Source organism: Fibrella aestuarina BUZ 2 (genome assembly GCF_000331105.1).
In the GTDB taxonomy this organism is placed as follows: Bacteria; Bacteroidota; Bacteroidia; order Cytophagales; family Spirosomataceae; genus Fibrella; species Fibrella aestuarina.
In genome coordinates this window covers 3,839,612-3,855,039 of the sequence record NC_020054.1, presented here as the reverse complement: position 1 = coordinate 3,855,039, position 15,428 = coordinate 3,839,612, and the positions used below count along the sequence as shown (strand labels likewise).

The 15,428-nt window shown below is 54.0% G+C and carries 12 protein-coding genes; 5 read left to right on the top strand and 7 right to left on the bottom strand.

Annotation, left to right across the window (positions count from 1 at the left end; genetic code table 11):
- Positions 1–45: 45 nt before the first annotated feature.
- The 3 genes from dnaJ to FAES_RS15605 all read left to right on the top strand — a co-directional run bounded on the left by dnaJ (position 46) and on the right by FAES_RS15605 (position 2,088).
- Complete coding sequence (gene dnaJ / locus FAES_RS15610; protein WP_015332202.1) at positions 46–1,209, top strand: molecular chaperone DnaJ; 1,164 nt, start codon at positions 46–48, stop codon at positions 1,207–1,209.
- Between the two features lie 201 nt (positions 1,210–1,410).
- Complete coding sequence (locus FAES_RS29620; protein ID WP_083891523.1) at positions 1,411–1,542, top strand: DUF4113 domain-containing protein; 132 nt, start codon at positions 1,411–1,413, stop codon at positions 1,540–1,542.
- Positions 1,543–1,692: 150 nt separating this feature from the next.
- Positions 1,693–2,088 (top strand): nuclear transport factor 2 family protein, encoded by a 396-nt coding sequence (locus tag FAES_RS15605; RefSeq protein WP_015332201.1) that lies wholly within the window; start codon positions 1,693–1,695, stop codon positions 2,086–2,088.
- Between the two features lie 93 nt (positions 2,089–2,181).
- On the opposite strand, the gene FAES_RS15600 is transcribed toward FAES_RS15605, so the two are convergent.
- Positions 2,182–2,775 carry a hypothetical protein gene (locus FAES_RS15600; RefSeq protein WP_015332200.1) on the bottom strand — a complete coding sequence of 198 codons (594 nt, stop codon included), beginning with the start codon at positions 2,773–2,775 and terminating at the stop codon, positions 2,182–2,184.
- Positions 2,776–3,009: 234 nt separating this feature from the next.
- On the bottom strand, positions 3,010–3,426 hold the full coding sequence (locus FAES_RS15595) for a winged helix-turn-helix transcriptional regulator (RefSeq protein WP_015332199.1): 417 nt from the start codon (positions 3,424–3,426) through the stop codon (positions 3,010–3,012).
- Between the two features lie 147 nt (positions 3,427–3,573).
- Here FAES_RS15595 and FAES_RS15590 point away from each other — a divergent pair, with 147 nt between their 5' ends.
- Positions 3,574–4,437: an SDR family oxidoreductase gene (locus FAES_RS15590; protein WP_015332198.1), complete on the top strand. Its 864-nt coding sequence runs from the start codon at positions 3,574–3,576 to the stop codon at positions 4,435–4,437.
- 544 nt (positions 4,438–4,981) lie between these two features.
- A complete protein-coding gene (locus tag FAES_RS15585) occupies positions 4,982–6,055 on the top strand; it encodes a DUF3592 domain-containing protein (protein ID WP_015332197.1) in 1,074 nt (357 codons plus the stop codon).
- A 190-nt stretch (positions 6,056–6,245) separates the two neighbouring features.
- Here FAES_RS15585 and FAES_RS15580 read toward each other — a convergent pair whose 3' ends face one another.
- The 5 genes from FAES_RS15580 to FAES_RS15560 form a co-directional block, all read right to left on the bottom strand.
- Positions 6,246–7,496: a DUF4249 family protein gene (locus FAES_RS15580; RefSeq protein ID WP_229364487.1), complete on the bottom strand. Its 1,251-nt coding sequence runs from the start codon at positions 7,494–7,496 to the stop codon at positions 6,246–6,248.
- Between the two features lie 8 nt (positions 7,497–7,504).
- Entirely contained in the window at positions 7,505–9,898 is a 2,394-nt protein-coding gene (locus FAES_RS15575) for a TonB-dependent receptor (RefSeq protein WP_015332195.1), read from the bottom strand.
- Between the two features lie 1,188 nt (positions 9,899–11,086).
- Positions 11,087–12,712: a sensor histidine kinase gene (locus tag FAES_RS15570; RefSeq protein ID WP_015332194.1), complete on the bottom strand. Its 1,626-nt coding sequence runs from the start codon at positions 12,710–12,712 to the stop codon at positions 11,087–11,089.
- A gap of 114 nt (positions 12,713–12,826) precedes the next feature.
- The gene (locus FAES_RS15565; RefSeq protein ID WP_015332193.1) at positions 12,827–13,258 is read right to left on the bottom strand and encodes a BLUF domain-containing protein; all 432 of its coding nucleotides are present in this window, start codon (positions 13,256–13,258) and stop codon (positions 12,827–12,829) included.
- Between the two features lie 163 nt (positions 13,259–13,421).
- Positions 13,422–15,089, bottom strand: coding sequence for a Na+/H+ antiporter (locus FAES_RS15560; RefSeq protein WP_015332192.1), 1,668 nt, complete (start codon positions 15,087–15,089; stop codon positions 13,422–13,424).
- Positions 15,090–15,428: the final 339 nt, after the last annotated feature.

The window sequence follows — 15,428 nt, the reverse complement described above, 5'->3', positions numbered from 1 at the left end:
TCAGTCATTGTACATTGTGCAGCATACATTGTTCATTCATCTGGAATGTCAACGAAACGAGATTACTACGAGATATTGGGCGTGGACAAGAAGGCCACGGCGGACGAGGTGAAAAAAGCCTACCGCAAGATGGCTGTAAAGTACCATCCCGATAAAAACCCCGACGACCCCACCGCCGAAGAGAAGTTCAAGGAGGCGGCCGAGGCCTACGACGTGCTGAGCGACGACCAGAAACGCGCCCGGTATGATCAGTTTGGGCACGCGGGGCTGGGCGGTGCGGCGGGCGGCGGCTATGGCGGTCCCAACATGGACGACATCTTCAGCCAGTTTGGCGACATTTTCGGGGATGATTCGCCGTTTGGGTCGTTTTTTGGCGGCGGACGTAGCGGTGGCGGTCAGCAGCGTCAACGCGTTCGGCGGGGTTCCGATCTGCGCATCAAACTGAAGCTCGACCTTCAGGAGATTGCCAACGGCGTTGAGAAAAAAATCAAGGTAAAGCGGCATGTGGCCTGTAATACCTGCGGCGGCAACGGCTCGAAAAACGGCACCGCCGTGCAGACCTGCCAAACCTGTCAGGGATCGGGTCAAACCCGCAAGGTGGTCAACACCATGCTGGGTCAGATGGTATCGACGGCCACCTGCCCCACCTGTAACGGCGAAGGCAAGCTCGTAACCGACCGTTGCGACGTTTGCCACGGTGAAGGGCGCGTGTTGCAGGAAGACGTCATCCCGATCAAGATTCCGGCCGGTGTAGCTGAAGGCATTCAACTGTCGGTAGGTGGCAAAGGCAACGTACCCCCGCGCGGTGGTGTAGCCGGCGATCTGCTGATTGTGGTGGAGGAAGAGGAAGACGAAAACCTCAAGCGCGACGGAACCAACGTCGTCTTCGACCTGTATGTCACCTTCGTCGATGCGGCGTTGGGTACGTCGGTCGAAGTGCCTACCATCGATGGGCGCGCCCGCATCACCCTGGAGGCCGGTACGCAAAGTGGCAAAATCCTGCGCCTGAAAGGCAAAGGCATCAAAGAACTGAACGGCTACGGACGGGGTGATCAATTGATTCACGTCAACGTCTGGACGCCCAAAACGCTATCGTCTGAGGAGCGGGCGCTGCTGGAAAAGCTTCGGAATTCGCCCAACTTCCAGCCGAAACCCAATAAGAATGAGAAAGGCTTCTTCGAGAAGATGAAAGACTTTTTCCAAGGGTAATCCCCTGATAAGTAATGACTGAAAAGCTCCTGTACAAGTTGTATAGGAGCTTTTTTCGTTCATAGGTTAGACTTTAACTTTGGGTACGTTCAGGCTTCTTTTTAAAGCGAAAAAATAGTTCCGTCTGCATAGCCGTGCCTGTTGATCTGACCATTCTTAACACCACACCCGTAATCTGAGCCTTGGCAGTAAGTTGATAAGATCAATCACCGCCACGGCCGTGATCGGTTACGGCTGGCCGGTGCCGGGCATGATCCCTCCTGGCACCATAAGCGGCAGAGGATATCGCCTAGGTACACGACAAACTGGACGGAGATTTTGAACGTGAAGTGAACCCGAACCTACGTCAACTGCTTGATCGAAAAAAAGCCGCTCTGACACCCGGCCTTTTTCACGTCCAAAACACGTACTAACGTCGTTAACTAGTGCCAAGTAGACCATAACGCTTGTATAATTGAGTATCCATTTTTCATCTGCTATAGAATGAGCGCCATCGAGAATAAACAGTTAATGGAGACGATCTTCGCTGAGTTGTCAGCCGGTAATGATCAACCCTTTTTGGCAGCAATGGCCGACGACATGCAGTGGCGGTGGATGGGCAGTGGTCAATGGGCAAAGACCTTCCAGGGTAAGCAGGCCGTAGTTAACGATCTGTGGGGGGCCGTGAAAACCACCTTACTTCCCCCCTACAGGGCAACCGCTACTCGTATTATGGCAGATGGGGATTATGTGGTGGTCGAAGCAACGGGTAATAACAGCACGCCCGATGGCAAGATCTATGATAATCGGTACTGCTGGGTATGCCATATCGAAGGCGGTAAGCTACGGGCGATAAATGAGTATATGGATACTGAACTGGTGAGCAATACCTTTCAGTAGCAGATATTGACTGCGCCTCACGAGACGTATTGATCCTGGTCATACCCGTACCGATTTGCTATGCATCGGTAGCTTGTCGCCCCACCCGTAGGCTTACAAACGTACGCGTAGCTGAGGACCAATGTGTGCGCCAACTACAGGAAAGTCAGGTTCAATGTACCCCCCGGCTTTTAGCCCTAGACCAATTCGCTGATTGAACACATAATAAGCTTCCAGGGTCACGGGCAAAGCTAAATCGGTAAACGAGGATTCCTCAGTATAAAGTGAGCTACCCGTGGCATACGTCGCTCGGTAAGGGTATGTTAAGCGCTGGTTGAAAAAGCCAATCCCGGCGCCGAGTTGGAGCGTAAACCCACTTGTTTTAACGAGTGCGTACTTGGCCATGCCGTATCCATATAGCTCATAGCCTCTGGCATTGGTACCATCTGGACCGTACAAGATACCGGTTGGATCGTTTGACCGGGTGTTATCGAAGTAGTTGAAGCGACCAGTCATAAAACCGGAGGCTATGGTCCAGCGTCGGGAAAGATGATAGTCAAAGTCAGCGGAGAAGTAATCTCTAGCTTTTTGCTGGTTAAAACTTGGGCTTGTGAAGGCGCCGTAGCTCACCGCTACTTCGTATGCTTGTTCTTGCGCAAGTGCTGATAGGGGTGCCAGCAAAAGGCAGGCAAACAGTATCGTTTTCATACAGTTGAACCGTTAGTCGCCTCTATAACGTAGCCTGCCAAGTATGGTTATACAATCAATCGTATGCACGACAAGTCAAGATAGGTACAGCCCAACCTGCTAATCAGCCATTACAGAAATGCGTTAAGAAGGCGATATAGCTCTTGAAAGAGCCATGTCTGCAATCTGATAGAATAGGCAACACGCCATAGCTCTTTTCCACTCTTTCTAGGCGTAAGAGCGCATGCCCCTTGTTTACGCCAAAGCCTTATCGCGGGCAAGCCGTTGGTACTTCTCAACGGCCGCGTCTTTCCCAGCCCGAAGTTCCTCCAGCAAGCCAGGGTCGACAACCGTTTCGCCATGCTTGGCCCCCCACACAACGAGCGCCACAAGAATGGGGACGATGTCAACGCCTTTTTCCGTCAGGCGGTAGGTGAACTTCGATTTCTTATCGGTAGCCACGGTCTTGGTTACGATGCCCTGAGACTCCAGGATTGCCAGGCGGTCGGCCAAAATGTTGGTTGCCATTTTTTCCGCTGACTCTAGGAATTGCCCGTAAGACGACTTCCCCGCGAACACGATGTCCCGGAGAATGAGCAGGGTCCATTTGTCTCCCAACACGTCGAGCGATGTACTGATGGGGCAAGTGGAGCGCTGTTTTAGCTCTTTCATAAAAAAGATTTACCTTTTACTTGCATTTTGCAATCGTTCTGCTCTAGCTTTACACTTGCAAATCGCAAGCAAATATAAGCGGGTTTTGCCTTTAATGCCACCGGGCGCCCGTTCTGTTTAGACGTGGTGGTCATATTCTTCTTTATCATGATTCTAGTAACTGGAGCCACCGGTGGGTTAGGCCACGACACCATCGACTTTCTGCTCACTACCACCCCGGCCGCAGAGATTGCAGCCCTGGTGCGCGACGTCAACAAAGCCACAGACCTCACAGAGCGGGGCGTAGCTGTCCGCCAAGCCGACTACGTTGACTACCCTGCGTTGGTGCAAGCCTTCCGGGGCGTTGATAAATTGCTGCTGGTTTCCGCCGTAGCGTTTACCGACCGGGTTCGCCAACACCGGAACGTCATCGACGCTGCTAAGGAAGCCGGGGTCAAACACCTTTTTTACACCAGCATCCAGCGCAGCGAACCATTTGTGATGCAGGAGGTCACGGAAAGTGATTTGGCTACTGAAGCCTACCTCAAAGATTCCGGACTGGTGTATACCATTCTCCACAACGGCTATTATTTTGAAGGCCTTGGCTACTTGATTGGGAGTGAGGTGCCTGACGCGGAGATCCGTTTCCCGGCGGGCGAAGGCAAGATAGCTTTTATCAAGCGGAGCGAACTGGCCGCCGCCACAGCGACCCTGTTGACTACCGACGGGCACGACAATCGGTCGTATACCTTGACGGGGAGCGAAGCCTATTCGTTTCATGACATCGCTAGGGAACTCTCCGCGTTGGCGGGTCGGCCCATTGTTTACAAAAGCATCGAGCCAGCTCCTTACATCGCGCAGAAAGTAGCCGCAGGCTTCCCCGAAGTCGTCGCCAACTTCTTTGCCCAATGGGGTGACGCCGCCAAACACGGCATGCTGGCTGGGACACACGACACCGTCGAGCGACTGCTGGGCCGCAAGCCAACGTCGCTGCGGGAGTACCTGAAAACCAGTTATTTCCCGGGCAGCTGACTCCTTATAGCGGCAGTCGATACCTAGCGCATCAATCCAGCCAGGCCAGTGATTACCCACAAGCTATTACTGGTCTGGCTATTCCTAGCTGTCTCCCTTTCCTGCTAGCTAGCTCGCGCCTCGTTGAAGCCCCCTACCCTGCCCCTACAACCACTGGAGTTATCGGACGGGGTCAACAAGGCGCTGGCGACGACGATTGTGCGAAGGTGACAAGGAAGGAAATTACAGATACGTACCTGCAACTATCACCTCACTGTAAGCGCGTTGTTAGCTCACTGCTATCCTAATCCATCATCGGGGCTACCAAACGACATGAACGTGTTTCGATTTTCAGTGGTGTAGCCGCTTCGGGTACGCGCGGCCCCTCAACAGGTACGTCCGATGACCAATCATATACTTATCCGATTGCACGCTGTGCCTTTCCCGAGTTGCTTTACTGCATCATTGCTCGTGGTGCACACGTACTCGTCAGCGGGCTGCCAATAAGGTTATGCGGCCTGTTTGCTGGCAAAAGCCGCGAACACCAGCTTTTCAGTAAACAGCCATGACCACTCAACCTACGTACTCGATTGATGGTTTAGACCTACGGAAATTGTTCCGGCGTGTATCGGCTAATTCACTCAGTCCACAGCAGGCCGAACAGCTTCTAAGGGAGGCCGACAACGTTGGGGTGCGCCTGGTTCGAGGCCTTATCGGGGCCGTGGTAGGGCTGGCCTTTCTAAGCGTGGGCGTGTTTTTGCTACGCCTGGCCGTTACTACCTACGTGGAAAAACAGGCCTTCGCCAGTCACGCCCGGTATACCACTGGTAAGGTCGTGAAACTGAGCCGCCACGCCATTCGCCACAAACGCCCGACCTATGCCCCCATCGTCAGCTACCAGGTGGCAGGACAGACCTACCAGCTTGAAGGATTGGCCACCAGTCCGGCGGCCTACACCGTTGGTCAGATCCTGACGGTACAGTACGATCCAGACCGGCCAGCCGTTGGGCAGCTTGCGTCGTTTGTGGAACAGTGGCTGCTGGGATTACTTGCCGGTGGAGTTGGTTGCCTTCTGACCATCATTGGCCTGTTCGTGGTGTGGTCTACCGCCAAAATGGGACTACGCCCTGTCAGAGTGCCGGTGCAGCTGATGCAGCAGGTGCTCAATCAAATGGCCACTGGCCAGCTAACCGTCGAGGCTGCTCAACACCAGTTGCAGCCCGGCCAGGGTAGTGGGCGTTCATACGGCTGGTGGGTTGTGTTTGTCCTTGTTGTGGGGGCAGGGCTGTTCTTTTCCCTCCGACAGATAAGCCAGTCCATCCACTTATTGATCAGTGGGCAGCGAACGCAGGGCAAGGTGATCAGCTTTGTGCACTCGGGAAACGGGACTGGAGCCGCCCCCCTGATTCGCTATCAGGTAGCGGGTCAAGCCTACGAATGCGTGGGCGCCTATGATACCAGCCCCCAGGTGCAGCCAGGCGACTTGGTCGATGTACTTTACGACCCGGCTTACCCAGCCGATGCTAAACCCCGCACCGTCGGCATCCTGATAAGTGGGCCACTATTCGGTTTGCTGATCGTGCTCCTGCTGCTGGCAGTTCCGGTATACAGCTGGTCTCTGACGAGGTCTAAATCCTAACAAGCTGACAGGTGTAAAACGCTGGACCCCTACCGGCACAGATAGCACAACAGCAGTCGCCCTCTAGACAGCAATTTGTTGACTATAAAGTGTTTATCATGAATTTCTGCGCACCATTATTTGCGTTCACCCAGCCGCCTCAACGTTGCCTGTCAATGCCCAAACGGCAGGCTGCCGAAGCGATCCGCTGTTAATTGGGCCAGCCAGCCGGACGGTCGGGGGTTCTGAACTCGACTGGCGCGCACACTGCGGTGGGCGGACGAGGCGGTCCATCAAGAATAAACTTCAGGTCAAAAGGCGGGTAGGGCTCGGCAAAGGGCAAGCGGGCATTGAGGGCATAAAAGAGACCGGGGGGCATGCCTCGGGTATCGTTGCGGTCGAGGTAATGGGGCTGAATAAAGACCGACGAGGCCGTGAAATAGCCAACCACGGCTTCCTGACCGTTTTTTACAGTATGTACATTACCGGCTGGCACTGACGGGGGCGTATCGGCCAGCCCGCCCGTGTGCTGGGTTTGCTGCTGAAACAGACTGAAATACTCGTAGGCATCACTCGTGAGCGATCGCTGACGCAGATGAACGACACAGGGCTGATTCTGGTAAAAAGGAATATGGGCAACGGGTCGACGAATAATCAACCCACCATTGCTATACTGGTCGCTGAAAATGTTGATGTCGTCGCGATTCCGAATGATCTCCCAACAGCGAGTGCGGCACGGGTAGTCGTAGGATTTGTACCTGACCTGCGAATAAGCCGAGGAGCCGACGGGTGGATAGAAGCAATTCTCAAACGGCTGCTGGGTCGACTGGAACATGGAGTTGGACACAATCGTCACGGAATTGACCGCGTAAATCCCTTCGTAGCAGCTCCGACACCAGTCCTGCGGTTCGTAGAGGGTCCAATCCCACCGGTAGTAGTTCCGCTCGTTGGCAGGGTCCTGAAAATCAACAAACAGATCGTGGCCGCCGGTGTAGGTTTCATCGATAATCGGAAAGACGCTGTTGGCATTAAACCGGGACGTTACCTTGCCGACAGGAGCTACGGGCGGCATAACTTGTTGCGTCGATGCGTACTGAGTACCATCACTAAGCGTAAACCGAAGCTGATAGGCGTGGCCCACCTGCCCCCTGAAGCCGGTCGGCAACTGATAGGCACCAGCCCGTATTTCTGAACAGACGACGACCTCGGTCGAGTCGACCACGACCGACACGGTTGCTTTCATAACGGGAAACGTACTGGTTCGCCCCAGGGTCTGATCGGCTTTGGCCTGGCTTAGTTGAATGAGCATCTGTTCGGGCAGGTCGGTAATGACACCGTCGACAATCAGGATATCCAACGTACTCCGTATGCTCACCTCTTCCGGGTCAATGCACGCTACGGGCAAGCCAAGCAAGAGTAGCCAAATCAACAGCCGGGTTGCCGGGTGCATGGTCTGCTTCATACAGAACATCAGTTAAACGAAACGTTGTAGGTCAGGCTAGGTATGGGGGCCGCGAAAATGCTCAGTCGGTAAGGCTTCGTCACCTCTCCCTCGGTTCGGTAGAAAATCGAATACGCGTTTCGATGACCATATAAATTATAGATCGTAAATGTCCAGTGACCCTGCCAGCGTCGATTTTTTGCACTCAAATTGTAAATGTTCCAGGCAAAATCCAGCCGGTGATAATCCGGAATCCGGCGCTGGTTCCGGTCGCCATAATACGGGTAGTTTCGGCCCTGATATCGGATAAACCCTTCCGGGGCTGTGTAGGGGCGACCCGTGCTGTAGGCAAAATTAAACGAGAAGCTGTGCTGCTTCGACGCGTTGATGGCGACACTGATGTTGACGCTGTGTGGCCGGTCATAATTGGCAGGATACCAGTCACCGCCATTGATTTGTTGCTGCAAGCCCGCGCCCTGATCCACCTGATTGAGCGTGCGGGCGTAGGTGTAATTAACCCAGCCCGTCAGTTCGCCTTTCTTTTTCGCCAGCATCACCTCCAGCCCATATGCCTTGTTATACCCGGTCAGCAACTGCGTTTCGGGATAGGCCTGCAACAGGAAATCGGCGCCCGGTTTGTAGTCCAGTATGTGCTGGGTACGTCGCCAGTACACTTCCGCAGACAGTTCGACGATGTTGGCCCGGAAATTATGGAAATAGCCCGCCGAGACGAGTTGACTCACCTGCGGCTGAATGTGCGGGTCGGCGGTCTTCCAGCGGGCGGTAGGCAGGGGCGTCGTGGTGTTTGTGATGACTTGCAGATACTGCCGCATCAGGTTATAGCCCACTTTGAAAGACGTACGCTCATTGAGCGAATAGCGAATACCCAGCCGGGGTTCCAGCCCCCCATAGTGCTGGCTAACCTGACCGGCCCTGTACCTTATGGAATCGACAACGGTCGAGGTTTTGATCGCTTCGCCAGCCGCGTATTGACGGACTACCGAGGGACCCATATTCAGAAAATACGCGTATCGCAGTCCCACCGAAACGGCCAATCGATCCGAGAGGCTGATTTCATCCTCCGCGTAGATACCCAGTTCAATGGCCTGTTCAAGAGGCGTTTTCTGGTAGTTTACCGCCAGGCTTTTGTTGGGTATCAACTCGCCCGGATTTAGCTTATAGTGCGTCCCGCTAATCCCGACCTCTATTTTTTGATTGGGTAACTGGTAGTTCAGATTGCTCTTGATTTGCCGCTGCAACAGGGATTGCTTCAGCGCTACGTCGTTGTTTGTACTATCTTCCGTTGACAGAATCGTTGGTTCGTAATACGCGAAGAGGGCCGTAGTCTGCAGGTTGAGTCTGGGCGTAAAGGCATGGAACCAACGTACCATACCATTGGTGGTTTTCTGCGCAAACTGGGTCTTGATGGCATTTATATTGGCTAAACTACCGAGCAGATTCGTCTGAAATAAGTCCTGGCTCAAGTAGCCCATTGCGGTCAGGGTGTTGTTGTTATTCATCCGCCAGAAAACTTTAACCACCCCATCACCGAATTTGGCACGAATATCCTCTAGCTGACTGGAGGCAAGCCGAAGCAGAAAATCGTTGAAAGCCCCCCGCCCCGAAACCAGTACACCCACTTTCCCGGCAACAATCGGGGTTTCAACCGTGAGCCGGTTAGCGACCAGGCTAATCCCCCCGCTTAGTTTAAACTGGTTCAGATCAGGATTGCGCAGGCTGATATCCAGTACAGAAGCCGCCCGACCGCCATACCGGGCTGGTACGCTCCCTTTGTATAGATCCAGTCCGCTGGCGGCATCGGATGGGAATACCGAGAACAGGCCAAACATGTGAGTTGGATTGAAAATAGGGGTTTCGTCCATCAGAATCAGGTTCTGGTCGGTCGTACCACCCCGAATATTCACCCCATTAGCGGCTTCGCCTACACTTGTCACACCCGGTAGCATTTGCAGACTACGCAGGATATCGACTTCGCCCAGCGCGGCGGGCATTCGTTTGAGTGCAGCCAGGTTAATCTGACTCACGCCCAACAACGGTTGACGTACGTTGGGGTCGTATCCTTTACTCGTTACGACGACTTCTTCTAACTGGCTGGCTACGGTGGCCAGGGCTACGTTCAGTACCGTATTGTCCCGTAGGTCAATGGCCTGTCGAAACGGTACAAAGCCCAGTCGACGTACCGCCACTACGTGCTGCCCAGCGCGGATAGTTATGGAGAAATTACCCTTAGAATCCGTATAGGTGCCGGTTACCGCTCGTTCATAGTTTAAGACAATAGCTGCTCGGGCAATCGGTTGATGGGTGGCGGAGTCACGCACCGTACCCGACAATGTATGCATAACCTGGGCATACGTACCTGAGCTAACCAACCAGAACACAAGACAGAGTAACCGTTGAGTCATACAATTAAGGTTGCATCTAGGCCAGGCGAAGGCAACGCCCAATGTCAACCAAAGGCCCGTATTCCCGCATAACAACTGCTTATCCCCTACAGGCGCATTAAGCTTTAGCACTGAAATCAGCCTGTTTTCTTAAACTCACCGCATGAATTACTGTAGATGAGATAGCTGCTACTAGATACGAGGTATCGGCTTTACGTGCATGATAGCAACAAATTAGGTAACAGGTATTTACTAGAAGGTACTTTCACGAAAGTTACCGGCCAGCCTCTTTCACCTTCTATCAGGGCGTATATTCCAGCCAGCACCGTCTTGGCGTTTCGGGCGGAAGCTTCCAGGTCGGGCGTTATCAAACACGTATGCCAAACCCATTGAGTACCGAGCGTAGCTTATCGACCGGGACCAGCAGGAGAGGCATTTCTCTCCTGCTGGATAGCGAAACGTTGGATGAAAGCAGTGTATAGACAGTCAAGCGCCGGGTTTTCTATAAGCTAAGCAGCTGATATCAAGTCGATTACCTAGCAGTCTAGTATACTATATGCAGGTACGTATATAAGTTAATATTTACTCCGTAACTACCTTAGTTTCAACTTTGTTTTCTATTCAAGTAAAGGAAATATTTCACCTTGACTAAATACGCAATCCGACCAGTTTTGCTGAAATATTCATCCAAACGTATAAACTACTCCGTTACTATAATTATACTCAATACACCAGGTAGTAAGTTTTTCACGGCCTAATACCGTTAATCCAGACAAATTGACCGTTTACTAAATGATAATAGGTTTTTACTTGTAATTTAAACCTAATTGGCTCGTTCGTACTCATTGGTATTGTAATTGCTTTGAGTATATAAGCTCATTGGTAGTAGAAGCCTCAACGTTCACATGACCCGTCAAACGTACGATGCAGATGCATCCGCCTCCTTGTTATAGGCACGTTCCACAGCACCAAAACAATAGCCATTAAAAAAAGCCACTAATGGACATAGTGGCTCGTAGCCCTTATAGTTGGATAAAGCGTAATGCGAAAAGCTTCGGTCACAGTGTGCCGGAGCTTTTTTGTTGGCCAGCTCAGCCAAGCAACGTTCCTGCTGATGTTGATAGTCGGGGCCAACACACAGGTGGCCGTACGCTTTTGAAGGCTAAGTCTACACCAACGGCCAACCCAACCCTTAACTGGGTGATTGGCTCACGGCACTGGCAAATACACGATGAATGTCGACCCTTGCCCCGGTTGGCTCTGGGCCGTGATGGCCCCGCCGTGATTCTCAACGACCCGCTGACAGATAGCCAGCCCGATGCCCGTACCGGTGTACTGATTCTTGCCGTGTAGTCGCTGAAAGACCTGGAAGATGCGATCCAGATACTTGGTGTCGAAGCCAATGCCGTTATCAACCACGCCGATTCGGTGAAACCGTTCGGCGTGGCCACTTGGCACCACATCCGGGGGCAACGTCGCTCGCTCCTGCTCGCCAACGGTGATGCTGATGACCGGCGTACGGTCGCCCGCCGCAAATTTCAGCGAGTTGCTCAACAAGTTCTGAAACAGCTGGCCCAACTGCATTTCGTCGCCGTTGACGCGCGGTAGGGCCTGCAAATGAATGCTGGCTCCGGTTTGTTCAATGGCCAGGTCCAGCGTGTCGAGCACCCGCGCCATAATCTTTTGCAGGGATACCTGTTTGAAGGCTTCCTGCCGGGTTTTTACCCGCGAGAACGTGAGCAGGTCGTTGACCAGCGCCGACATGCGGTTGCCTGCCTCCACCATCCGTTGCAGCATAAACCGGCTTTGGTCGTCTAGCGGGGCGGCTGTTTGCCTGAGCACCAGATCACCGAACGACTGAATCTTTCGCAGGGGCTCCTGTAGGTCGTGCGAGGCGATGTAGGCAAACTGCTGTAAGTTTTCGTTGGAGCGTTTCAGATCCTGGTTCGCCAGATTCAATTCCTGGGTACGTTGGTTAACCCGCTGCTCTAACTCTTCAGACAAACGCCGATAGCGCTGTTCGCTGGCCCGCAGCGCTACCACCTGCGCGGTCACGTCGGTAGCCGTGTTCAACACGCCATAAATGCTGCCATCCGGGGCATAAACGGGGTTGTAGGCAAAATTGAACCAGGATTCCTGCCATTGCCCTTCAACTACCACGCGCGCTCTGGTCTCCGCCTGATGGTACGACTCGCCCGTATCATACACCCGGCGGAGCAGGTCCAGAAAAGGCTGGCCCGCTAGCTCTGGCATGACCTCGTGAACCGGCTGCCCCATGACCGACTCATCTTTCCCCCAAATCCGAAGCATCGGCTTGTTGACGGAATCAATCACGATCTGAGGCCCTACGAAGAGCACGGTGGCGGTAGGCGAGTTGGCCACCAGGCTCCGGAAGCGGGCCTTGCTGATCTCAAGTTGTTGCCGGGTTTGCACCTGCGCGGTAATGTCGCGCACGACACCCGATAGCCGATAGGCAGCGCCCCGAACATCGACGTAGGCCCGCCCCTGCGCATGCAACCAACGGGGTTGGCCATCGACAGTCTGGGTGGTCGACGTCCGAAACTGCACATCATAATAGCCGGTCGACGACGGCTCCAATGCCGCCTGAATGGCCTGCTCCATGCGGGGCCGGTCATCTTCATAAATCGATGCGAGTAGTTGCTGGTAGCTGACCACATCCTGACCACGCAGGCCGTACAGTTCCTGGCAGCGTTCATCCCACCAGACCTGCTGACGACTAACGTCGAGATTCCATGTGCCAATTTGCGCGGCCTGCAGGGCATACTGCAGGCGATCCTGCTCGGCTTGATTTCCTGACCAAAAGGGAAAGGACATTAACAGTTCGATTAGTGAGTGGCTGAATAAAACGCTTGGTATGAGAGATAATCTTCAGAGCAGATAGTGTCTCAGCCCCCACTATTAATGAATGTTCGCCAATAATGTTTAGAGTCAATGAGTCGCTTTCCGACTATTCAGATCAAAAAAATCCTTAAGCATCCGCACAATGACGGGCTGTTCATCATCTGAAAATGGCTGCGCCTGAGGCTCCACCGGGATGATGTTCTGGACTTCTTCGTACTGCTGAACACTCAGCGTTTCGTAGCCCATATACCAGTGACTGAACAGTCGCTGACTAATTGGCTGGCTGATTACAGCCCTGACGTTCGTGTGCCGAACATCGGCCTGAATGCTCTTATACAAGTCTTCAAGGGCCGCTTGAGGGCCTTCCAGTACCTGCACAATGCTTCCGTTGATATAAAGCAGCACGCCGGTGATGTTTAACCGGGCGTTTTTGATACGGCTGAATTCGACAATGTCGACAATGTCATGCTCGGTCGTCGATTCAGCAGCCGAGCTAAAGTAAGTAATGCAATAATCCATTGGCCAGGAGACGATAGAAGGGATGATTAAATCAACAGGCAGTTGACTAATCACGTTTCGTCCATAAAATAAATAGGCTGAAAAGTAATGAACGAGCCCCGGAGAAATTTCTTATCGTAGCGGGCTTCGCGCATCGGGGCACCTTAGAATGAACAGACGCCGGTTACGGAGTTACGGGCCTGCCGGTGTACCGCTTCAGCCTGGACAGCCAGGACGACATTGGTTGTTCTTCGGGGAACAGGGCGGCGCTGATCGTTGGGAGCGTCGAGGTTAGTCGCACGGCCTCATAGTCCAATTCGTTTTCCAGCTTTCGCAACAACTCGTCGCTCAGCTCGCCCTCGCGCCGGTGTTCGTCGATGACCATCCGTTCGGCCTCGATCAGTTCCAGTTGTACCCGCACCACCTGCTCGTAGAGGCCAGTCGGTGCTTCGCCCGGCAGGTCGGCGCGAACGCGGCCGTTGAGGTGGTCAATTTTCAGTTCAAAGCTATTTTTGAGTTGAGCCAGTGCGGCATCGGGCAGTGAGCCGATTGCGTGGTTTTCTTCCAGATGCGCGATGGCCTTGTAGGCCAGTTTACGCCGCAGGTCCCGCTCCTGCTCGTGTTCATCGGCGCCATCGCGTACACCCAGCCAACTAATCAGTTTGGGCAGCGACAAACCCTGCACGACCAGCGTCACCAGAATACCACCAAACGTCAGAAACAGGATCAGGTCGCGACCCGGTACGGTCTCGGGCAGGGCCAGCGCCGCCGCCAGCGACACCACGCCCCGCATACCCGCCCAGCCGATAATGGCGACTTCCTGCCAGGGTGGCCGGGGCTCGCTCCGCCGAATTTTGGTGTTCAGGATGCGCGGCAGGTACGTTCCCGGAAATACCCACAGGATACGGCCAACGATAATGATGAGCGACAACACGGCCGCGTATACCAGCGCCTGCCCCAGCCCGATGGTGTTCAGGCCGCTGAGAATATGGGGAAGTTGCAGCCCGATCAGGATAAACACCAGCCCATTCAGCAAAAAAACGACCACGTCCCAGACAACATAGGCCTGCACCCGGGTCTGATCGGAAAAAATAACGTTGTCGCGCCAGGAGAGGAACAGCCCCGTGGTCACCACGGCCAGCACCCCCGACAGCGCCAGATGCTCGGCCAGCAGATACACGCCGTAGGGAATCAGCAGGGTAACGGCCGTATTGGTAGTTGCGTCGTGGCGCAGTGACCGGTGTACATACTGCATCAGCCAGCCCACCGCAAACCCCAGCGCCACGCTACTGGCGCCCGACCAGACAAATTGCCAGCTGGCATTCACCAACGAAAACTGCCCCGTCAGCACGGCGCCCAGAGCAAACCGGTACAAGACCAAACTTGTGGCGTCGTTGACCAGACTTTCACCTTCCAGAATGGTGCTGACGCGTTTGGGAATACCCAGCCCCCGCATTACCGAGGCGGCAGCCACGGCATCGGGCGGGGCGATTATTGCCCCCAGCAAAAAGCCCTGCGCGATGGAAAAGCCCGGAATGAGCGCCGCAAAAAACAAGGCCACCAACGTTGACGTAAACAGCACCAGACCAATCGCCAACAGGCCCACCGCCCGCCAATAGCGTTTCAGATTGGCGTTATTGATGGTCCAGGCGGCGCCGTAAAGCAGTGGGGGTAGAAAAACCAGAAACACGACATCGGGCTCGAGGGCAACCGCCGGCAGCCCCGGCACAAAGCCGATACCCAGCCCGACCAGCACCAATAGTATAGGATACGAAATCTTAATTTTGCGGGCGACGACAGCCAGCAGCGAGGTCAGCGCCAATAGGCTGGTTATGATCTCAATGGGTTTCATGAAGGGAGTTCGGCCGTTTTCAGACCCGAGTGGTGGTGTTGAGCAGCGCCTTGGCTAGCCAAAGCAAGTCAAATTTACGCGTGGTTTTTGGGATGAGGTTGCTTCTCACACCAAACAAACCCGCGAATCCTGACATACACCAGTCGATAACCGGATCATTTTGGGAAGCGTGCCAGCCGAAAGCATGGAGCGTGCTGCCCTGAACCGCGACCATAACCTCTCTTCACCGGCGCGTAGAGCACGCAGGGTAGCCGTTGATGACCCCGATCCGTCAATAACAAAGCTTGCAGGGCACGTACCCAGCACTACGCGCCTGACTCACCGACACCTGACTGATGC